The following is an 18,701-nucleotide window of genomic DNA, read 5'->3' on the forward strand; positions in this document are numbered from 1 at the left end:
CCGACGTCCCTTCGTTCAGTGGAAACGCACGCCGGTCATGGTCCAACGCTGGACCGGGATCAGCTCGAACTCGCCGTCCGGCGAGTCCGCCCGAGTCTGGTCCGCGGCGGAGCCGAGCCGGAGCAGGCCCGATCCGGCCTCGTCGTAATACTGGATCGGATTCAGTTCGGGCTTCTCGACGCCGACTTCGGCGCGGGTGTGATGGGCGGCCGACCCCAGGGAGATCAGACGCGTCAGGTTCTTCAGCATGGTGATTGCCTCCTATGCCGGGCGGGATTGCCCGACGCCGTCAGGAGGCGCGTACGCCGTCGTATTTTCAAACTATATTTGGAATATACTTCACACAGACTGACGCATCACCTTCTCCAGGGCCGAAGAAAGGGCGAAGCGACCCTCATGATACTCGTAGAGCGCAGCCGCCAACTCCCCGCTCCCGCCCTCTGACCGGAGGCGTTCAATTTCGAGCGCGATGTCCAATCCAGTATTCTGCAGGACCGCTTCAACCCTGCGGATCGGTCTGAGCTGCGCAGAGACCCGCCGATAGGCTTCGAAGACGGCGCTGTTCCCCCCATGCTGCGCGAGCTGATCGAACACGAGCTCGACCCGCAGGACCGGATCCGTCGGCGGGTCCGCCGTCGGCGCTTGGGGCGCAAAGCCCTCTTCGGAGCCCCACCGCAGGAACTTGTGATGAAGCTCGTAAAGGCCAATGATATCAGAGGCGGTGAGGCTCGGGGCGAAGTAGCCTCGTCCTGGCCGATGCTCGATAATGCCCTCGCCAGCGAGGTGGGCCAGCGCCTCGCGTACAGGCGTTGGACTGAGACCGAGTTCGTTCGCAAGACTGGTTGCGACCAGAGGACGCCCCCAACCGAACCGACCCGCTGCGGCATAACCAGCAAGGGCGCTGTGGGCGACCGCGAACTGATCGCGTTCGCGCATCAGGATACGGTTCCCGGCGCCCCGCGCGAAGCCGCGCTTCCGGAGCGACCGTACGAAGCGCGGAAAGCCGCGAACTGACCAGTAGCGGCAATGCGTTTTTTAGTTTCCATTCGAGAACTGCATGTTCTTTGCGCACTTTCCGCAAGACTCGGGACACCGTGAGCTTCCCGTCTTCCATTTGATGCTCAACTGACGCATTTTTCAACCACCGGGAGTACGGCGTCGAGAATCGCGTTGCCCTCCACAACCCGAGGCAGCCGAGCTGATGGAAAGCGATCGTCCCCGCTCTCAGAACGAAATCCTGGCTGCGGCCCTGCGGTTGATCCGCCTGCATCGACGGATGAAGCCCGCCGAAGTGGCCGACGCCATGGGCATGGCCAAGCGGTCGTACGAACACTTCGAGGCCGGGAAGGGAAAGATCAATCTCGAGCGGATCCACCGGTTCGCCGAGGCCACGGACAGTGATCCCTACGCCATCATCGACTGTATGGCGCTCGGCTCCCCCGAGTTCGCCGTTCGCTGCGCGGACAACAAGGCGATGCTCGCGCTGCGGGTTGTCACCCAGGAGTTCGACGAGGACGTGGGCGATGCGATCATGGAACTCGACACGCGCTCGATCATCAACGCCTTCACCCGCACCCTGAAGGACCTCGGGATGCAGGCCGTGAGACGTGATGACGCGGCCAAGGCCTGGCTCGATGAGCGGATCGGACGGCTGGTCACGCCCTCGAAGGACGAGGACGAGTGACCGGGGTCGTCTCACACCGTAAGTTCGCTGCGTGAACCTTGCGGTATTGCCGCAAGTTCGAAACCGGGTCTGGCTTGAGTCCCATGACCCAGTCGCTTTCCAGATCGTCCGGTGGAGGTCGTCTCGCGCTCGCAGCCCGCTTGTCTGCACGGCAGTCAGACTGCCTGCGCCTCGCCGCCCAAGGCCTTCCGTCCCGCGAGATCGGACGTCGCCTCAGCCTCTCCTCCCGCACGGTCGACGACCATATCCTGCTCGCCTGCAGGACGCTGGGTGTCAGAACCCGCGTCCAGGCCGTAGCCCGGCTTGTCGGAGACGACCGCCGCGAAAGCGAGCCGCGCACCTTCGCCCCGTAGGTCTGCGGTGGCGCCCTGACGGATCGATTGGGCGCTACCGATGGGGTCTGCTGACGGCTCTTAACGGAGCCCTGCCTTGCTCGATCTCGCCCTCGTCCTCGCCCTTTCCGCCCAGTGCGCACCCGGGGTCTCGCCGCAGACCCTGGCCGCGATCGCCCATACGGAGAGCCGCTTCAATCCCCTGGCGATCGGCGTCAATCGCGGCGCCGCCGTGCGTCAGCCCAGGACCCGCGAGGAAGCGGCACGGGTCGCGCGCCGCCTGATCGCCTCGGGCGCCAACATCGATCTCGGTCTCGCTCAGATCAACTCCGGCAATCTCGGATGGCTGCGTCTGAGTGTAGAGGACGCCTTCGACCCCTGCCGCAACCTGACCGCGGCAGGGACCGTGCTGCGCGCCGGCTTCGATCCTGCATCGACGGCCTTTGACCGCCAACAGGCCCTGCGCGTGGCCCTGTCCCGATACAACACCGGTCATCCCGATCGCGGCTTTCGCAACGGCTATGTCGCGCGCGTCGAAGCGTCCGCGGCGCGCCTGGGCCTGGCCGTCTCCGCGCCGCCGCTCACCGAAGCCGCATCAGGCTCGCTCCCCGATCAGGTGGCGCCAGACCCCGTCGCGCCACCCGCCGCCTGGGACGTGTTCGCGCACGCCACCGCCAGCGCCGTCGTCCTCTTCGCCCCCGCCTCACAGACCCAGACCTGGAGCGTCAACCCGTGACCCTGTCCCCCATTCGACGCCGCCAATGCGCGGTCGGAGCGATCGCCCTGGCGACCACCCTGATGTCGGTGCAGCCCGCCTTCGCCCAGGCCAATGTCGAGGGCCTGCTGCAGAATGTCGTCGACATGCTGACCGGCAACACGGCCAGGCTGTTGGCCATCCTGGCGGTCGTCATCGTCGGCATCCTGTGGATGTTCGGCCTGTTCGATCTGCGGCGCGCCGCCATCGTCATTCTCGGCATCGTCGTGGTCTTCGGCGCCGCCGAGATCGTCGGCCTGATCACGGGCGGCGCCTGATGGCCCGGGCCGACGCCTGTCTGATCGTCGCGGGGATCGCCGGCGGGCTTGCGCTGACGCTGATGCTCGGCGTCCGTCTGATCTCGCCGGCACGCTACGCCCAGGCTCTGGGCGGTGGTCTGGTCGGTCTCGCCGTGGCGAAAGCCGCCCTGGCCCTGAGCGGGGCGGACCATGGCTGAGGAACGACTGATCGAAGAGCCCCTGTTCCTAGCCTGCACCCGGCCGGCGATGATCCTGGGCGTGCCCATGGAGGCCATGGGCGTCAACGTCATGATCTCGGGCCTGGCCTTTCTCGTCGGCGGCAGCCTGCTCTATCTGCTGATCGCGCCGGCCCTGCATCTGGTCTTTCGCGCGATCTGCAAGGTGGACCACAACGCCTTCAGGCTTCTGCTGGTCTTCGTCGACACCAAGGGCCGGTCCCGCAACGGCGCCCTGTGGGGCGGCAGCTCGGCGACACCCCTCCCCCTTGTCCGGCGTTACAGCGCAAGGGAGCTGCTCCGTGGCTGAGCTCCGTCTCTCGCCGTCGCGCCTGCGCAGGGAGGGCGACGCCCTGGCCGGCCTGCCCTATGCGCGCCACGCCTCGGACCACATCGTCACGCTCGATAGCGGGGCGCTGATGGTTGCCTTCCAACTTCAGGGCGCGGCATTCGAGACCGCCGACCCGCGCGATCTGAACGACTGGCACGTCAAGCTCAACCAGACCTGGCGCAACCTGGCTGACGATCGGTTGGCGGTCTGGCACCACATCGTCCGGCGCGAGGTCCAGCCCGAGGTCATGGGCGGGTTCCGCTCCGACTTCGCACGCGATCTGAGCCAGGCCTACGAAGCGCGGCTCGGAGGCCGGCGGCTGTTCGTCAACGAACTCTTTGTCAGCCTGGTGCTCCATCCCGGCCGTGATCCCGGCGATCGCGCTGCGGCGCTCATGCGTCGCCTGCAGACAGCCCGCCGTCAGGACACGGAGGTCGCCCCCGAACAGATCAAGCGGCTCGAGGACGCCGCGCGCGATCTTGAGCAGTATCTCGGCCGCTATTCGCCGCGCCGCCTTGGCCTGTACCAACACGGAGACATCTGGTGCTCCGAACCGATGGAGCTGGTTCGGCTCGTCCTCACCGGCCGGCCGGGACGCGTCCCCATCGTCTACGGCCATCTCGGATCCGCGGTTCATACGGTGAGGGTCATCTTCGGACGCGAAAGCCTGGAGCTTCGGGACGTCGACGCAGGCCGTTACGCCGGCGTTCTCGCCATCAAGGAATATCCGGCCTCGACCCGGCCCGGACTGTGGAACCCGCTGCTGAGCGCCTCCTTCGGGTTCGTCATGACCCAGTCCTTCGCCTTCCTGTCCAAGGCGGCCGGGCGATCGGTGATGGAGCGCAAGCAGAACCAGATGGTCTCCGCGCGTGACCGCGCCGCTTCCCAGATCGACGGCCTTTCGGACGCGCTGGACGATCTGGTCAGCAACCGGTTCGTGCTCGGCGAACACCAGGCGTCCGTCCTGGTCTACGGCGACACGCCCGCCGCCCTGGCCGACCACCTTTCGAAGGCGCGAGCGCATCTGGCTGACTCCGGCCTGGTCGTCGCCCGCGAGGACCTCGGCCTCGAGGCCGCTTTCTGGTCCCAGTTCCCTGGCGGCTTCGCGCGGCGCACGCGTCCGGCCGCGATCACCTCCCGCAACTTCGCCGCTCTCGCGCCTTTCCACGCCTATCCCATCGGAAAGCCACAGGGCAATCACTGGGGATCGGCGGTGGCGACGCTGCGCACCACAGCCGGATCCCCTTTCTACTTCAACTTCCACGTCGGCGATCTCGGCCACACCTTCATCTGCGGCCCCTCCGGGTCGGGCAAGACGGTCGTCCAGAACTTCATGCTGGCGCAGCTGGAGCGGTTCGACGCCCAGCAGCTGTTCATCGACAAAGACCGGGGCGCCGAGATCTTCGTTCGGGCCTGCGGCGGCACCTATCTGGCTCTGCGCGACGGCGTGCCCACGGGGTTCGCGCCCTTCAAGGCATTGGAGCCGTCACCCGCCAATCGCGCCTTCCTGAGCCGACTGGTGCGGACCCTGGTCGCCCGACCGAACGAGACCCTGTCGGTCCCGGAAGCACGCGCCATCGACGAAGCCGTCGCTGCGCTTGAGGCCCTCCCGCGCGAGCGACGCTCGCTTTCGGCCCTGCGCAGCCTGCTCGGTCAATCGGACGTGGGCGGCGTGGGGGCGCGGCTGGAACGCTGGGTCCGGGGCGGGCCGCTCGGCTGGGCTCTGGACGGCGACTACGACGTCCTGTCGCTCGACGCCCGCTTCGCCGGCTTCGACATGACCGATGTGCTGGACCACCCCGAGGTCCGCACGCCGATGATGCTCTACCTCTTTCACCGGATCGCCCAGCGGGTGGACGGGCGCCGGCTTGTTCTCGACATCGACGAGTTCTGGAAGGTGCTGGGCGACGCCGCCTTCACCGATCTGGCCCAGGACGGCCTGAAGACCTGGCGCAAACAGAACGCCCTGATGGTCTTCGGCACCCAGTCCCCGGCCGACGCGCTGCGCTCGCCGATCGCCCACACCATCCTCGAACAGTGCGCGACCAAGATCTTCCTGCCGAACGCCCACGGTCAGGCCCGCGACTATGTCGAAGGCTTCGGCCTGAGCGACGAGGAGTTCCGACTGATCCGGGACGAGCTGACGCCGGAGTCTCATCGCTTCCTGGTCAAACAGGGTCACGACAGCGTGGTCGTGGAGCTTGACCTCAAGGGGCTGGATGACGCGCTGGCCGTCCTGTCCGGACGATCCGAAACCGTCGCCCTTCTCGACCGGCTGAGAGCCGAGACCGGGGACGACTACGCCGACTGGCGGGGCCCCTTCCATTCCCAGAGGAGACTGACATGAGACGCTCCATCCTTTCGATCGCCGTCGCCCTGGCCGCGGTGACCGCTGTTCCGGCCCACGCCCAGCAGGTTGTTTACGACCCAACGTCCTTCGCCCAGATGGTCAAGGATGCGCGCACTGCCATCGAACAGCTCGACAGCCTGAAGGCCCAGGTCCAGCAGGGCCAGGAGTTGTTCGCCAGCCTCAACGACCTGTCCAACGTCAATGCGATCGCTGAACGGCTGGGCCTCCCCGAGATCCGCAATCCCCTGCCCGACATGGCCACCCTGCGGTCGGCCGCCGACGGGGACCTGTCGGCGCTCGGCGAACTGGCCGAGCGGGCCGACGCGATCCGCCGCGGGACCCGCGTCTACACCCCGGCTGCGCCGTCCGCCGCCGCGGACGCCCTGGAACGGTCAGGCGCGCGGACCGCCCGTGATCTGGCGATCGGCGAGGCCGTCGACCGGTCGGCGACCGATCGTCTTGAAGGCCTGGAGACGCTGCGTCGCGCCCTCGACACCGCGCCGAACGCGCGGGCCGTGATGGACCTGAACGCCCGGCTCGCGGCGGAACAGGCCCTGATCCAGAACGAACAGGTCCGGCTGCAGGGCCTGGCCCTGACCCAGGCCGCCGAAGCCCGTCTCGAGGAACAGCGGGCGCGGGAGCGGATCGCCGCGGAACGGTCGGCCCGCATGGACGCCTACCGTCAGGCCTTTCAGTGAAAGCCGCCCTGGTCCTGCTCGGCCTGCTGGCGGGTTGCGGCGAGCCGGAAGCGCCCAGGGGTGAGCCGCGCCTGGATCGCGCCGCGCTCGAGGCGGCCATCGTGGACTGCGAACGCGGCGCCCGCCGGCACGGCTGTGACGCCGCCCAGGCGCGTCTCGCCGAGGTCCGGCGGGCCGACCGCATGGCCGCCTACCGGCAGGGTTTCTAGGAGGTCGCCATGTCGTTTCAGGTCTTCGAGCCGGCCTATGTCTTCCTCGACGAACGTCTGAGCGCCTTCCTCGGGGACCGGCTGGGCGCGGTGATCGCCGAGGTCGAAGGCCCGCTGCGCATCGCCCTGGTCCTCTACATCGTCCTCTATGGCTTCGCGATCTTCCGGGGCGCCATCAGCGAACCGGTCATGGATTTCGCGATCCGCGCGATCAAGCTGCTGTTCATCTATGTGCTGGCCACCACCCCGGCCTATTCGGACTTCGTCACCGAGCCGCTGTTCCGCGACCTGCCGAACCTTCTGACGCGGGCCATCAGCGGTGCGGAGACGCCGAACGTCGGCGCGGCCTTCGACCAGTTCCTCGCCTACGCCGGCTATCTCGGAGAGAAGATCGGCAGCGAAGGATCGGCCTTCGACCCGTCGCCCTGGATCGTCGCCGCGGTCGTCTTCATCGTCGGCGCCCTGGCCTGCGCGCTCGGTTTCGGCGTTGTTCTCGTCGCCAAACTGGCGCTGGCCCTTCTGGTCACCCTCGGCCCCATCTTCATCGCCTGCGCCTTGTTCGACGCGACGCGGCGCTTCTTCTTCGGTTGGCTGTCCCAGGCGGTGAACTATCTGGTCCTGTTCGCCCTGATCATCACCATCTTCCAGCTCGTCCTGTCGCTGGTCCGGGATCAGTGGGGCGCGATCGAGGGCGGCGACCCGATGGTCGGCGGCCTGATCTTCATCGCCCTTTGCCTGCTCGGCGCGATCTTCTTCCTGCAGACGCCCGCGATCGCGGCCGGCATCGCCGGCGGCGCCAGCGCCGGACTCGCCGACTTCGCCAACGCCGCCTCCCTGGGATCCAGCCCCAGCGCCGTCGCGCGGGGGCCTCTCGAGGCCAGCCGTCAACCGCCGCGCAGCGGCGGAACCATCCGTCCCACAGGAGCCCAGTGATGCCCTTTCTTCGAATATCGTCCCGCGTCGTGTCGATCGCCCTGGCGGTCCAGGCCGTGTCCGCCTGCGCCACCTTTCGAACCGCCGATCCGCCGGTCTGCGACGGCCGCCATCGTCGACCCGCCAATCCCTACGGTTCGATCCTCTCGCCGGCGGCGCCGCACACGCCCGCGCCCGCAGCCGACGCGGCTTCCTCCATCGACCCTGGCGCAGGAGGCTGCGCATGACCGGCGTCCCATCCCCCGATCTGAAAGCCTATTTCGCCGAGGCGCGGCGATGGGATCAGGACCGGCTCAGCGCCGCCATACGATCGCGCCGGCGGGCCTGGACCGTGGCGGCTGTGGCTGCCGGCCTGACCGTCGTCGCCGTCGCGGCGGTGGCGGTGCTGACCCCCCTCAAGACCACCGAACCCTTCGTCGTGCGGGTCGACCAGACCACCGGCGCGGTCGATGTGGTGCGGGGTCTGTCCTCGGCCGAAGGGCCGGCCACCTATGACGAGGCCGTCAGCAAATATTTCCTCGGCCAGTACGTCCGCGCCCGGGAGGGCTATCTCGACCCCGCCGCCGAGGAAAGCTTCGCCCTGGTCTCGATCCTGTCGGGCCCAACGGAGCAACGCCGCTGGGCCGACCTCTATCGCGGCTCCAACCCCACCAGTCCCCAGAACCTCTACGGCCCTGAGGCCGAGGCCGTGATCGCGATCCGCGCCATTGGCTTCATCAATGAAGGCGTCGCCAATGTGCGGTTCCATCGCACGGTGCGTCAGGCCCAACAGATCGTGGAGAGCGACTGGATCGCCACCATCGCCTTCACCTATACGCGCGCGCCGATGTCGGAGCCGGATCGCCTGCGCAATCCGCTCGGATTTCAGGTGACCTCGTACCGCGCCGACCCGGAGGTGGTCCGATGAGAACCCTGTTGATCGCCCTGGCGGCCGGCCTCGCGCTGATGACGTCGGGGCCGGCCTGGGCCGAAGACCGCGACGCCCGGATGGTCGAGGTCGACTACGCCCCGGGCTCCGTCTACCGCATCGCCGGGGCCTTCCGTACCGCCACCCAGATCGTCTTTGGTCCGGACGAAGCCATCCGCCATGTTGCGATCGGCGACAGCGTCAGCTGGGAGGTCGCGGCCGAGGGTTCCGTCCTCTTCCTCAAACCCCGCGAACGCCTGCAGGCGACCAATCTGCTTGTGGTTACCGAACGTGGAGGCGCGACGCGTCACTATGCGTTCGAACTGGCGGCGCGAGACGCCCGCGATCGATCCTCCATCGCCTACCAGATCCGGTTCCGATACCCGGCCGACCTCCAGGCCGCGACCGTGGCGTCGCTCGACGCCGCCGCCGAGGCGATCGAAGAGCGCGTGATCGATCTGGCCCTCGACCAGGCCGCCCTCTCCGGCCCCCGCAACCTCGCCTACAGCGTCCAGGGCGCGACGGACTTGCAGCCCAGCGAGGTCACCGACAACGGCCGCTTCACCGTGCTGCGGTTTCCGGCCAATCAGCCGATCCCCTCGATCTTCGCGGTTTCCGCCGACGGCGAGGAAAGCCTGGTCCCCTTCGATGTGCGCGGCGAGTTCGTGGTCATCCACGCGGTCGTCCCCGGCCTGCGGCTGCGCCGCGGCGCTTCGGTGCTGTGCATCTTCAACGAAGTCTACGACCCGCGCGGTGTCGCCACCGGGACCGGCACGGCCTCGCCGATCGTGGATCGGAGCGTGACGCAAGGAGCCCAACCATGACCGCCTCGCCTGAACTGAAGGACGACGCCGCGGCGGAAGCCCGTTCTGAAGGCCAGGGTCTGCCGCCAACGATCGACCGGGGCATATCACCCATCGCCGGCCGTTTCGGCGGCCGCGGGTCCAAGGTCGTCACCCTGGCCGCCCTGGGCCTCGGCTGCGCAGTCTTCCTCTTCGCCACATGGGATCGTGGCGAGGGGGATGACCAGAAGGCGGCGGCGGACGAACCGGCCCGGCAGGTCGTTCCGTTTGAACCGGCACGCCGTGACGCCGAGCCGCCCCTGCTGACGGATCAGTCTCTCGATCCCGAGGCGCCGGTCCTGACGTCGTCGAGCGAACAGGTGCCGGCGCTCGAGACCTCGCCCTCCCCTTCATCGAACCGCCCCTCGGCAGCCGAACGGCGCCAGACCCTGATCGACGAGGCGCGGCGGTCCCCGGTCCTCGCCTACAGCCGCCAAGGCTCCGGCGGCGCTCCGACCGGCAGCCTGACCGCTGCGGGCGTTGCGGCCGGGCCCCCTGCGCCGATCCAGGCCCGCGTCACGCCGCTCGACGGCTTGCGCCAGACCTCGCCGATCAGCGAGGCGCGCGCCGGCCAGCTGGGGGATCGTAATCTCTTGCTAACGGCGGGCGCCTCCATCCCCTGCATCCTCCAGACGGCGATGGACAGCGCGACCCCGGGGTTCGTCAGCTGCATCCTGCCACGCGACGTCTACTCGGAGAGCGGAACCGTGGTGCTGATGGAGCGCGGCACCCGGGTGCTCGGCGAATACCAGGGCGGTCTGCAGCAGGGCCGCAATCGGCTCTTCGTCCTGTGGACCCGCGCCGTCACGCCTGCGGGCGTCACTGTGGGCCTGGCGTCTCCGGCCGCCGACGCCCTCGGGCGGGCCGGCTTCGACGGCCGCGTGGACACCCATTTCTGGGACCGGTTCGGCGGCTCCCTCCTGCTGTCGCTGGTGGACGACGGTCTCTATGCCGCCGTCGGACGTGACGACGCGGTGCGCCAGACCGCGCGGGTGCCTTCGGACGCGGCCGGCGTCGCGTTGCAGAACTCGGTCGACATCCCCGCGACCCTACGCAAACCCCAGGGCGCCGAGGTCTCCATCTTCGTCGCCCAGGACCTGAACTTCGCCGATGTCTATCGGCTGAGCGCGCGGTGATGGACGATACCGCTGTCCTGGAACACTACCTCGCGCCGCTGCGACCCCTGCTCGCGCCAGACGACGTGACCGAGCTGGTGATCAACCGTCCAGGCGAGGTCGGGATCGAACAGGGCGGCCGGTGGCGTTGGCATGAAGAGCCGCTGCTCACCGAGGCCTGGCTCAGGACGCTTGCCGTCGCCGCTGCCGCCTTCACCAAACAGGATGTCAGCGACGCCCGGCCGATCTGCTCGACGACCCTGCCCGGCGAAGAACGATGCCAGATCGTTCTTCCGCCTGCGGCCCCGACCGGCACGGTGTCCCTCACGATCCGCAAGCCCTCGCGCCGGCAGTTCGGCCTCGACGCCTTTGCGGCCGGGGGATTGTTCGATGCGGTCGTCGCGGCGGATAACGCGTCCGCCGATCCGGTCGACGCCGAACTCCTCGCCCTGAAAAGATCGGGAGACTGGTCGGCCTTCTTCAAACTGGCCGTGGTCTCACGGCGCAACATCCTCGTCTCCGGCGCCACCGGCTCCGGCAAGACCACCTTCGCCAAGGGTCTGGTCGAGGCCATTCCCGATCATGAGAGGCTGCTGACGATCGAAGACACGCGCGAACTCGTCGTGCGCCACCGCAACGTGGTCCACCTGACCTATTCGAAGGAAGGCCAAGGCCTCGCGCAGGTCACCGCCAAATCCCTGCTCGAAAGCGCCCTCAGGATGCGGCCCGACCGGATCCTGCTGCAGGAACTTCGCGACGGCACGGCCTTCTTCTATCTTCGCAACGTCAACTCCGGCCACCCTGGCTCCATCACGACCGTCCACGCCGACAGCGCCTCTCTGGCCTTCGAGCAGCTGACGCTGCTGGTCCGCGAGTCCGAGGGCGGCCGCGATCTGCCGCGAGAAGACATCAGGGCCCTCCTGCACCTGCTCGTCGATATCGTCGTCCAGATGCGCAAGACCGATGGCCGGTTCCGGGTGACGGAGGTCTGGCATGACCCGGTTCGAAAACGCCAACCCGGCCGCTAGGGCGACGCTCGTCGTTGTCGGTCTCCTGGTCTTGCTGCTTCTGGCCGGAACCTCGACCGCGATGATCGCGCTGGCCGGCGTCGGGCGCCTGTCCCCGGACGTCGAACCCGCGCGGGTGCCAGCATGGCTATGGCATTACCGCGCCGACCCTGACCTTCAGCGCTGGCTCCGGATCGGAAGCCTGATCAATATTCTCCTCGCCGTCGTCATCGTCGCGGCGGTTGCGCTGGGCATTCGCCGTCCGCTTCATGGCGCGGCGCACTGGGCCGCTACGCGCGATCTCAAGGCGGCCGGGTTGGCGACTCGCGAAGGCATCCTGCTCGGTCGGCGAGGTCGCTCATGGCTGATCGCCGGCGGCTCGGAGCATGTGATGCTCTACGCCCCGACACGCACCGGCAAGGGAGTCGGGATCGTCATTCCCAATCTCCTGACCTGGCCGGGCTCGGTCGTGGTCCTCGACATCAAGCGCGAGAACTACGAAGCGACGGCGGGTTTTCGAGCCGCCGCCGGGCAGACGGTGCTGCTGTTCGATCCCCTCGCCCCGGACGGCCGAACCGCGCGCTTCAACCCGCTGGCGCACATCCCGCGATCGTCAGCATCCGCCGTCCTGGACGAGCTCCAGCGCATGGCCGTCATGCTGTTTCCTGGCCACGATCACGCCGACCCCTTTTGGTCGGAAGCGGCCCGAACGGGCTTCATCGGGGTCGGCGCCTATGTTGCGGAAACGCCCGATCTCCCCTTCTCGCTCGGCGAGATTTTCCGGCAGCTCACCCAGGGCGATGCGAGGGAGAGGTTCCCCGGCCTGATCAAGGCGCGCGCGCTGGCGGAAGCGCCGCTGTCCACCGGATGCGCCTCGGCCCTGACGGATTTCTGCAGCTCGAGCGAGAACACCTTTGCGTCCATCCGGCAGACGATCACCAGCCGCATGGGACTGTGGCTCAACCCCGCCGTCGATGCGGCGACCTCTGCAAGCGACTTTGACCTGCGTGACCTGCGCCAGGGCCACCTGTCGCTCTATCTCGGGGCCTCGCCCGACAACATGCTGCGGGTGGCGCCGCTCTACAGCCTGCTCTTCCAGCAACTCGTCGACCTGAACAGCCGCCGGCTGCCCGGCCCTGACGATCGCCCCGTTTTGGTGCTGCTGGACGAGTTCGCCCGGCTGGGACGCGCGCCAATTCTCGCCGCCGCCTTCTCCTACCTCGCCGGCTACGGTTTTCGACTGCTGCCGGTGATCCAGAGCCCGTCGCAGCTCCGGGCCCTCTACGGCCCCGATGTAACCGAGGACATCCTGACCAATTGCGGGATCGAGGTCGTCTTCGCGCCGAAGGAGCTGAAGGTGGCCCAGGAGCTGAGCGAACGGCTCGGCTACTACACCTATCAGGCCCTCAGTCGCAGCCGTCCCATGGGCCTCGGGTCCGGCCGGCGCAACACGACGACATCCGATCAACGCCGGGCGCTGATGATGCCCCAGGAGCTGATGCAACTCCCTGAACGAAGCCTGATCGTGCTCAAGGCCGGGATGCCGCCGGCGCGCGGCGAAAAGATCCGGTTCTTCCGAGAACGGGTGTTCACTCGCCGGCAACGGCCGGCGCCGATCCCGCCGAGACGGCCCGTCGCGCCCGAGCTCGCCTCCGCCAGCCCCGTCACACCAGCCCCAGCGCTAGAGGAGACTGATATGAGCTACGAGTCCGTGGTTCAGGCCTTCACCGAACAGGGATGCCCCCCGCCCGAGATCGGCGCCAGCGAGAACGAAGTCGCCGATTGGCTGGACCAGATCATCGACGCCATCGTGCCCGCTCCTGATCGGGACGACGACCGATGAGCCCACGCCCTGCCAAAGCGCCAGAACAGTCCGCCGAAAACACGGTGGCGCCGACACCCGCCAAAGGGGGCGACGCCCGATCCCGTACCCGGGGTGACGCGCCTCAGGCCATCCTGGATCGCTATCTGATCGAACGCGACCGCCAGGGTCGCCCGGCCCGCTTCTACCGGGATCACCGCGCGACCGAGCCGATGTTTCGGGACGAGGGCCGCAAGCTGACGACGACGCAGTCCTATCCTGACAGCGTCGCCGACATGCTGAAGATCGCACAGCATCGTGGCTGGACCGAAGTGCGGGTGTCCGGAGAAGAAGGGTTCCGTCGCGAGGCCTGGATCCAGGCGCGGTCTCTTGGGGTCGAAGTCAAGGGTTACCGGCCGCGCGATCGGGATCGTCAGGCGGCCGGCGAGCCGTCCGTCGCCCGATCTCCGTCAAGCCAGTACCTCGACGAACGAGCCGTGGAGGACCGGCTTCGCGCGGCCTCGGTCGTGGTCAAACGGTTGATCGAAGATCCGGATGCCCGGACGCGGCTGATGGAGTGCGCTGTCCAACGTCTGCACAACCTGGTTGACCCCGCCCGTACGCGAGATCGAGACGGCTCACGCGACCGACGTTCCTGAAAATGTCCCGCCCATGAACTCACGTCCATTTCGACGCGGTCGTATGGCTCCACTGAAGTCTGAATGTGCCAACAGGAGCCGTTGGGTTCCGGCCGCAGAGCGGACCTAAGGCCAATATCTGTTCCAGTACTAACCTCGCATTAGTGGGCAACCATGGGGAAGCGCCTTTGTCATTGAAGTTTTGATCCAATTGCCGAAAGCGAAAATTTCGCGGACTGACCCGGGGTCGACCCCGCATTGATCTGAGGGAATTTCCGATCTAGGACATCCTAATGCGCTACACTCAGAGCCAGATTCGCGAACTGCTTTCCATCTCGGTGGATGCTTTCCGCACGTGGCGGGATGCCATTCCCGCCCTAGCTCTGCACAAAGGCCATGCCCCCAGCTTCACCCCTGGGGACGTCGTAGCCATGGCAATCGTCGCCGAACTTGTCCGGGACTTCGGCGTGCGCGTCGGGACGGTCGGCGATCGTTTCGATCAGCTCTTCAAGGAGTGCGGGGGGAAATCCTGGCTCTCACTAGAAAACTGCGTCGCCTTGATCGAAGCCGACAACTTCCGCCTGGTCGATGCAAGCCTTGCCCATCGCCGCTCGCCGGACGCTTCCACCCTCTGCGTACCGTGCGCGCCCATCATAGCGCGCCTGCGCGCGGCACTCACGGCGACCGAAGTGGATCAAGTGCAGGGACATCTGCAGTTCCCCCCAACCTCCGTGGGCATGCAGTCTGAACGGCGCAGCAAACGCGCATGACGACGACCTTGACATCCGCATTGGCGCCGGAGTGGAAAGACCGCCTAGGGCTCACACATCGGCGCTCGCCCGAACTCTACGAGTCAGCTGAGGCCGTCAGCGACGTGCCGCACGCGCCTGCTATCCGAGCCGCCCTAACCGAAATGGGCGTGTCGGCGATTTTCTGCGTTCAGGGCGTCCCAACCGTCGCGATCCTGGAAGCCGATACCTACGACCGCGCCGCGATCATCGATCTTCACGGCGCGCTCTGGAATCAGGGCCTGGCCAGCCTGTTGCTGGTGATCGCCGACGATACGCTCAGAGTGTTTTCGCTGGCCCGCACTCCGCTGAGCGATCCCGGCGACGCCTTCGAGGCTCGCTGCCTCATCGACAGCCTCACCCTGACCACTGAAGCGCTCCGATTCCAGAATCTAATCTACGGCGCGGAGTCCGGCCGGCTCTGGAAGGACTACGGCGCGTATTTCCCCCCGAAAGAACGCATCGATCAGGTTCTCCTAGACAATCTGAATGCGTCTCACGACCTCCTGCAAAAGGCGGGGCTCGCTCCTGATGCGGCCCAGGCCCTGCTCATACAGGCGATGTTTATCGCCTACCTTGAAGACCGGGAAATCGTAACATCCGCCTACTTCGCCGCCGTCTCCGATAAGAGCGCCGACAGCTTTTCCGCGCTGCTCGAAAAGGGCGACGTCGACCTCTTCCGCTCCTTATTTCGAACGCTGCACGCGGATTTCAACGGCGATCTTTTCGTCGCGCCATGCTCTTTCGAGGCTACGGGCGACGCGCCAGAAGTCACGCCCGCCCATCTGACGATCTTGGCGCGGTTCCGATCGGGCCGTGAAGAAATGGCCCATTCCGGACAGCAACGATTCTGGGGCTATGACTTCCGCTATATCCCGATCGAGCTCGTCAGCGCCGTCTACGATCGCTTCCTAGGCGAACGCGAGGCCGAACGCCGCGCCAACGGCGCCTACTACACGCCGATGTTCCTCGCCGACACGGTCGTTTCCCAGGCGTGGGAGATGTTGCCGGATGCGACACGGACGACCGGAAACTTCCTCGATCCCGCCTGCGGCTCAGGTGTTTTCCTCGTCCGCTCGTTTCAGAGGCTCTGCGAACACTGGCGCGCCAAGCACAAGACGCAGACGATTTCCTGGAAGACGCTGCTGTCTCTCCTAAGTCAGATCCACGGCTGGGATTTGAATGGCGGTGCCGTTCGGGTCGCCGTGTTTTCGCTTTACGTCGCTCTCCTCGAGGAGGTGTCGCCACGCGACATCCGCAAGCTGATCACCCGAGGAAAACTTCTCCCGGAACTTTGGGGCAAGACCCTCGTCTGCCGCGACTTTTTCGACGTGTCGCCTGAAGGCGCCCGATATGAAGTCATCATCGGCAACCCGCCATGGACCAGCCGCCGCGGCCCGGCGCGTTCGTCCGTGCAATGGAGCAAGAAGGTTGGTTATCCCATGCCCGGTGGCGAGGACGCCTGGGCATTCAGCTGGAAGGCCCTGTCGCACCTCGCTGACGGCGGATTGATCGCCTTCCTGCTGCCGGCGATGGGGTTCCTGCACAACCACGCTCAAAACACGGTCGAAGCGCGTGATGCGTTCTTCCGGAAATCCCAGGTCCGTCGCGTCATCAACTTCGCCGACCTTCGGTTCCAGCTTTTTGAGAAAGCCCATCGCCCTACCGCTCTGATCATCTACGGCGGCGCCAATCCGGATAATTTCCCGTATCGTTTCGATTACTGGGCGCCAAAGGCCGACCTCAATCTCCGCATCAAGCGCGTCATCACGCTGAGCAGCTCCGACAAAGCCGTCCTAGGGGTTAGCGCGGTTTTGGATAACCCGCTCATCTTCAAGCAGCGCCTCTGGATGCGGGAGCCGGACGCCAAACTCTTCGCCTACCTTGCGAGGCTTCCCAAACTCGGGGCCTTCATAAGCGATTACGGCAGCCTGAGCCGTCGCCGCGAAAAGCCGGGCGATCGGTGGGTCATCGGGCAAGGCTATCAGCCCTTCAACAAAGACAGCGATAGCGATGCGCCTCCGCTGACCAGCGAGTACGTCGGTCGACTGCCTGATCTGCCGATCGCAGCCTATACGCGCCTGGCTCAGGCTGCGGACGGCTTGCTGCCGGCTCCGTCATCGACGGTTCGCCGTCGAGGGTTCGAACCCGGGTTCGATGGCTCACGCATCCTGATCCCGCGTGGTGTGGAGACGGCGCAAAACCGCCTTCGGGCCGCCTACTGCGATCAGCCGCTGACCTTCCAAGACATCTTGCAAGCGATCGTGGTGCCGGACGGCCAAAGTGACCGCGCGAAGGTTCTGACGGCGATCCTCAACAGTCGCATCGCGGTCTGGTACGCCTTTCATGGCACCGCGTCGTTCGGTTCGGATCGCCCTGAAGTCAAGCAAGCCGACCTGTTGCGATTGCCTTTCCCATCACCGGACGATGTCCCCGATAAGGCCGCAGCTGCTCAGGCCGCCCTTGAGCTGATTGCGATCGTCGACGACGCGCACGAACGCTCCAGGGAGCCCTTCTCGATGCAGATCGACGAGGGGGACGTCCTCCGGATGATCGACCGGCTTGCGTACCAATATTTCTGCCTGTCGCCCGATGAGATCGCCTTGATCGACGATACCGTCGAGGCGATCTTGCCTGCGCTTCAGCCCCATGAAGGCCACTTCCCGAAACTGTGGGGCGCGCCGAACGGACGGCAGCGAGCGCAATACGCCCACACATTGGCGGCCAGCCTCGCGGACTGGTTCAAAGGCAAGAAGATCGATGCGCGCCTCGTCGCCCGCGGCGCTGACCTAGCGATCCTCCGCCTTCACCTGGGCGGCCATGAAGACTACGCCGAAGATGCAGCTGGCGAGCTCAGCGAGGTGCTCGAGCAACTGGCAGCCCACATCCACAGACCTCTCGACGGCAATTTCCAGCTCATGCCGGACCTGCGCGTATTCGTCGGCGACTGTCTTTATCTCATCAAGCCTATGCAGATGCGCTTCTGGCTGCGCTCCACCGCGCTCGCCGATGCCGATGGTATAGCGCTCGACCTCCAGCAAGCCGCCGCCCTGCCCCAACAGCGGGGCCCAGATTGATGCTGATCGGTGATGTGCAGGGATGGGTCGACAACTTCGTATCGTTTGATGATCGCTTCCTGGAGAGGATCGCGGCGGCGTGGCCATCGTGCATGGCGGTGCTGCCCGAACAAGCCGGGGAAGATGACATGACCATCAACCTCGTCGATCGCCTCGCCAAAGACGCCGTGGTGCGTCGCTTGTGTCATTGGGTCGAGTATCAGTTCGAGCCTTTCGGCCTGAATCCAGACGGGTCGAAATACAGCAAGGGCATCATCGACCTCGCCGTGCTCTTCGACTGGGAACGGGACCGATACCTGGCCTATGAGTGTAAACGCCTCAATGTAATCAACGGCGGAAGCCGAAGCTCTCTAGCGACCGTGTATGTCACGCAAGGCATGATGCGGTTTCTCACCGAGCAATATGCCGAACAGCTGCCCGTGGGATGCATGTTGGGATACGTGCTCGACGGCGACGTTTCCTTTGCCAGGGCGCGGATCTCCGCCGCCATCGGCGCGCACGGCCCCGTAGCGCTCGCTGAGGGGCCTACGCCCCTTGAAGCCATCGAAACGATTGACCGCTTCCGCACAAGGCACACCCGGCCGACCGGATCGCAGATCGAACTTCGTCACGCCCTGCTTTCAAAGCTGCCAACGGTCGCGCCGCACGCTTGAAGGACGCGCGCTAGGAACCTCTGGTTTTTTGACGTTTGAGCGCGCCTACTGGCATGAGGTACCAGCGACAAGAAATGAAAGGGCCAAGCTGCCGATCAGGGGAAACT

Annotated in this window: 22 protein-coding genes; 20 read left to right on the forward strand and 2 right to left on the reverse strand. The window is 66.3% G+C overall.

What is annotated here, in order from left to right; genetic code table 11:
- Positions 1-15: 15 nt before the first annotated feature.
- Together DXK21_RS03325 and DXK21_RS03330 are read right to left on the reverse strand one after the other, a co-directional pair.
- Entirely contained in the window at positions 16-249 is a 234-nt protein-coding gene (locus tag DXK21_RS03325) for a hypothetical protein (RefSeq protein WP_114816364.1), read from the reverse strand.
- 90 nt (positions 250-339) lie between these two features.
- Entirely contained in the window at positions 340-936 is a 597-nt protein-coding gene (locus DXK21_RS03330; protein ID WP_114816365.1) for a GntR family transcriptional regulator, read from the reverse strand.
- Between the two features lie 265 nt (positions 937-1,201).
- Here DXK21_RS03330 and DXK21_RS03335 point away from each other — a divergent pair, with 265 nt between their 5' ends.
- From DXK21_RS03335 to DXK21_RS03425, 20 genes are all read left to right on the forward strand, one after another.
- Positions 1,202-1,684, forward strand: coding sequence for a helix-turn-helix domain-containing protein (locus tag DXK21_RS03335; RefSeq protein ID WP_114816366.1), 483 nt, complete (start codon positions 1,202-1,204; stop codon positions 1,682-1,684).
- 83 nt (positions 1,685-1,767) lie between these two features.
- A complete protein-coding gene (locus DXK21_RS03340) occupies positions 1,768-2,037 on the forward strand; it encodes a helix-turn-helix domain-containing protein (RefSeq protein ID WP_114816367.1) in 270 nt (89 codons plus the stop codon).
- A gap of 76 nt (positions 2,038-2,113) precedes the next feature.
- Positions 2,114-2,752 (forward strand): lytic transglycosylase domain-containing protein, encoded by a 639-nt coding sequence (locus tag DXK21_RS03345; protein ID WP_114816368.1) that lies wholly within the window; start codon positions 2,114-2,116, stop codon positions 2,750-2,752.
- On the forward strand, positions 2,749-3,048 hold the full coding sequence (locus DXK21_RS03350) for a TrbC/VirB2 family type IV secretion system protein (RefSeq protein WP_114816369.1): 300 nt from the start codon (positions 2,749-2,751) through the stop codon (positions 3,046-3,048). Before DXK21_RS03345 ends, DXK21_RS03350 begins: the two co-directional genes overlap by 4 nt.
- The gene (locus DXK21_RS03355) at positions 3,048-3,227 is read left to right on the forward strand and encodes a hypothetical protein (RefSeq protein WP_114816370.1); all 180 of its coding nucleotides are present in this window, start codon (positions 3,048-3,050) and stop codon (positions 3,225-3,227) included. The genes DXK21_RS03350 and DXK21_RS03355 overlap by 1 nt, the downstream gene beginning before the upstream one ends.
- Positions 3,220-3,555, forward strand: a complete 336-nt coding sequence (locus DXK21_RS03360) for a VirB3 family type IV secretion system protein (RefSeq protein WP_114816371.1) — start codon at positions 3,220-3,222, stop codon at positions 3,553-3,555. The genes DXK21_RS03355 and DXK21_RS03360 overlap by 8 nt, the downstream gene beginning before the upstream one ends.
- Positions 3,548-5,923, forward strand: coding sequence for a VirB4 family type IV secretion/conjugal transfer ATPase (locus DXK21_RS03365; protein WP_114816372.1), 2,376 nt, complete (start codon positions 3,548-3,550; stop codon positions 5,921-5,923). The genes DXK21_RS03360 and DXK21_RS03365 overlap by 8 nt, the downstream gene beginning before the upstream one ends.
- A complete protein-coding gene (locus DXK21_RS03370; RefSeq protein ID WP_114816373.1) occupies positions 5,920-6,624 on the forward strand; it encodes a TrbJ/VirB5 family protein in 705 nt (234 codons plus the stop codon). The genes DXK21_RS03365 and DXK21_RS03370 overlap by 4 nt, the downstream gene beginning before the upstream one ends.
- Entirely contained in the window at positions 6,621-6,833 is a 213-nt protein-coding gene (locus DXK21_RS03375) for a hypothetical protein (protein ID WP_114816374.1), read from the forward strand. Before DXK21_RS03370 ends, DXK21_RS03375 begins: the two co-directional genes overlap by 4 nt.
- 9 nt (positions 6,834-6,842) lie before the next feature.
- Positions 6,843-7,766: a TrbL/VirB6 family protein gene (locus DXK21_RS03380; protein WP_114816375.1), complete on the forward strand. Its 924-nt coding sequence runs from the start codon at positions 6,843-6,845 to the stop codon at positions 7,764-7,766.
- Positions 7,766-7,993 carry a hypothetical protein gene (locus DXK21_RS16450; protein WP_162790566.1) on the forward strand — a complete coding sequence of 76 codons (228 nt, stop codon included), beginning with the start codon at positions 7,766-7,768 and terminating at the stop codon, positions 7,991-7,993. Before DXK21_RS03380 ends, DXK21_RS16450 begins: the two co-directional genes overlap by 1 nt.
- On the forward strand, positions 7,990-8,673 hold the full coding sequence (locus DXK21_RS03385) for a VirB8 family type IV secretion system protein (RefSeq protein ID WP_114816376.1): 684 nt from the start codon (positions 7,990-7,992) through the stop codon (positions 8,671-8,673). Before DXK21_RS16450 ends, DXK21_RS03385 begins: the two co-directional genes overlap by 4 nt.
- A gap of 8 nt (positions 8,674-8,681) precedes the next feature.
- Complete coding sequence (locus DXK21_RS03390) at positions 8,682-9,497, forward strand: TrbG/VirB9 family P-type conjugative transfer protein (protein WP_245945083.1); 816 nt, start codon at positions 8,682-8,684, stop codon at positions 9,495-9,497.
- Positions 9,494-10,651 carry a type IV secretion system protein VirB10 gene (gene virB10 / locus DXK21_RS16740; RefSeq protein ID WP_211305960.1) on the forward strand — a complete coding sequence of 386 codons (1,158 nt, stop codon included), beginning with the start codon at positions 9,494-9,496 and terminating at the stop codon, positions 10,649-10,651. Before DXK21_RS03390 ends, virB10 begins: the two co-directional genes overlap by 4 nt.
- The gene (gene virB11, locus DXK21_RS03400; RefSeq protein ID WP_114816378.1) at positions 10,651-11,658 is read left to right on the forward strand and encodes a P-type DNA transfer ATPase VirB11; all 1,008 of its coding nucleotides are present in this window, start codon (positions 10,651-10,653) and stop codon (positions 11,656-11,658) included. Before virB10 ends, virB11 begins: the two co-directional genes overlap by 1 nt.
- Positions 11,624-13,480: a type IV secretory system conjugative DNA transfer family protein gene (locus DXK21_RS03405; protein WP_114816379.1), complete on the forward strand. Its 1,857-nt coding sequence runs from the start codon at positions 11,624-11,626 to the stop codon at positions 13,478-13,480. The genes virB11 and DXK21_RS03405 overlap by 35 nt, the downstream gene beginning before the upstream one ends.
- Positions 13,477-14,097 carry an LPD7 domain-containing protein gene (locus DXK21_RS03410; RefSeq protein ID WP_114816380.1) on the forward strand — a complete coding sequence of 207 codons (621 nt, stop codon included), beginning with the start codon at positions 13,477-13,479 and terminating at the stop codon, positions 14,095-14,097. Before DXK21_RS03405 ends, DXK21_RS03410 begins: the two co-directional genes overlap by 4 nt.
- A gap of 272 nt (positions 14,098-14,369) precedes the next feature.
- On the forward strand, positions 14,370-14,846 hold the full coding sequence (locus tag DXK21_RS03415) for a hypothetical protein (protein WP_114816381.1): 477 nt from the start codon (positions 14,370-14,372) through the stop codon (positions 14,844-14,846).
- Complete coding sequence (locus tag DXK21_RS03420) at positions 14,843-17,941, forward strand: HsdM family class I SAM-dependent methyltransferase (RefSeq protein WP_114816382.1); 3,099 nt, start codon at positions 14,843-14,845, stop codon at positions 17,939-17,941. The genes DXK21_RS03415 and DXK21_RS03420 overlap by 4 nt, the downstream gene beginning before the upstream one ends.
- Positions 17,941-18,594 carry a hypothetical protein gene (locus DXK21_RS03425; protein ID WP_114816383.1) on the forward strand — a complete coding sequence of 218 codons (654 nt, stop codon included), beginning with the start codon at positions 17,941-17,943 and terminating at the stop codon, positions 18,592-18,594. The genes DXK21_RS03420 and DXK21_RS03425 overlap by 1 nt, the downstream gene beginning before the upstream one ends.
- Positions 18,595-18,701: the final 107 nt, after the last annotated feature.

It is taken from the genome of Brevundimonas bullata (assembly GCF_003350205.1).
GTDB classification, from domain to species: Bacteria; Pseudomonadota; Alphaproteobacteria; order Caulobacterales; family Caulobacteraceae; genus Brevundimonas; species Brevundimonas bullata.

Coding starts and splice junctions, on each gene's coding strand:
- DXK21_RS03325 (WP_114816364.1), bottom strand. CDS start 249: ATGCTGAAGAACCTGACGCGTCTGATCTCCCTGGGGTCGGCCGCCCAT.
- DXK21_RS03330 (WP_114816365.1), bottom strand. CDS start 936: ATGCGCGAACGCGATCAGTTCGCGGTCGCCCACAGCGCCCTTGCTGGT.
- DXK21_RS03335 (WP_114816366.1), top strand. CDS start 1,202: ATGGAAAGCGATCGTCCCCGCTCTCAGAACGAAATCCTGGCTGCGGCC.
- DXK21_RS03340 (WP_114816367.1), top strand. CDS start 1,768: ATGACCCAGTCGCTTTCCAGATCGTCCGGTGGAGGTCGTCTCGCGCTC.
- DXK21_RS03355 (WP_114816370.1), top strand. CDS start 3,048: ATGGCCCGGGCCGACGCCTGTCTGATCGTCGCGGGGATCGCCGGCGGG.
- DXK21_RS03360 (WP_114816371.1), top strand. CDS start 3,220: ATGGCTGAGGAACGACTGATCGAAGAGCCCCTGTTCCTAGCCTGCACC.
- DXK21_RS03370 (WP_114816373.1), top strand. CDS start 5,920: ATGAGACGCTCCATCCTTTCGATCGCCGTCGCCCTGGCCGCGGTGACC.
- DXK21_RS03380 (WP_114816375.1), top strand. CDS start 6,843: ATGTCGTTTCAGGTCTTCGAGCCGGCCTATGTCTTCCTCGACGAACGT.
- DXK21_RS16450 (WP_162790566.1), top strand. CDS start 7,766: ATGCCCTTTCTTCGAATATCGTCCCGCGTCGTGTCGATCGCCCTGGCG.
- DXK21_RS03385 (WP_114816376.1), top strand. CDS start 7,990: ATGACCGGCGTCCCATCCCCCGATCTGAAAGCCTATTTCGCCGAGGCG.
- virB10 (WP_211305960.1), top strand. CDS start 9,494: ATGACCGCCTCGCCTGAACTGAAGGACGACGCCGCGGCGGAAGCCCGT.
- virB11 (WP_114816378.1), top strand. CDS start 10,651: ATGGACGATACCGCTGTCCTGGAACACTACCTCGCGCCGCTGCGACCC.
- DXK21_RS03405 (WP_114816379.1), top strand. CDS start 11,624: ATGACCCGGTTCGAAAACGCCAACCCGGCCGCTAGGGCGACGCTCGTC.
- DXK21_RS03410 (WP_114816380.1), top strand. CDS start 13,477: ATGAGCCCACGCCCTGCCAAAGCGCCAGAACAGTCCGCCGAAAACACG.
- DXK21_RS03415 (WP_114816381.1), top strand. CDS start 14,370: ATGCGCTACACTCAGAGCCAGATTCGCGAACTGCTTTCCATCTCGGTG.
- DXK21_RS03420 (WP_114816382.1), top strand. CDS start 14,843: ATGACGACGACCTTGACATCCGCATTGGCGCCGGAGTGGAAAGACCGC.
- DXK21_RS03425 (WP_114816383.1), top strand. CDS start 17,941: ATGCTGATCGGTGATGTGCAGGGATGGGTCGACAACTTCGTATCGTTT.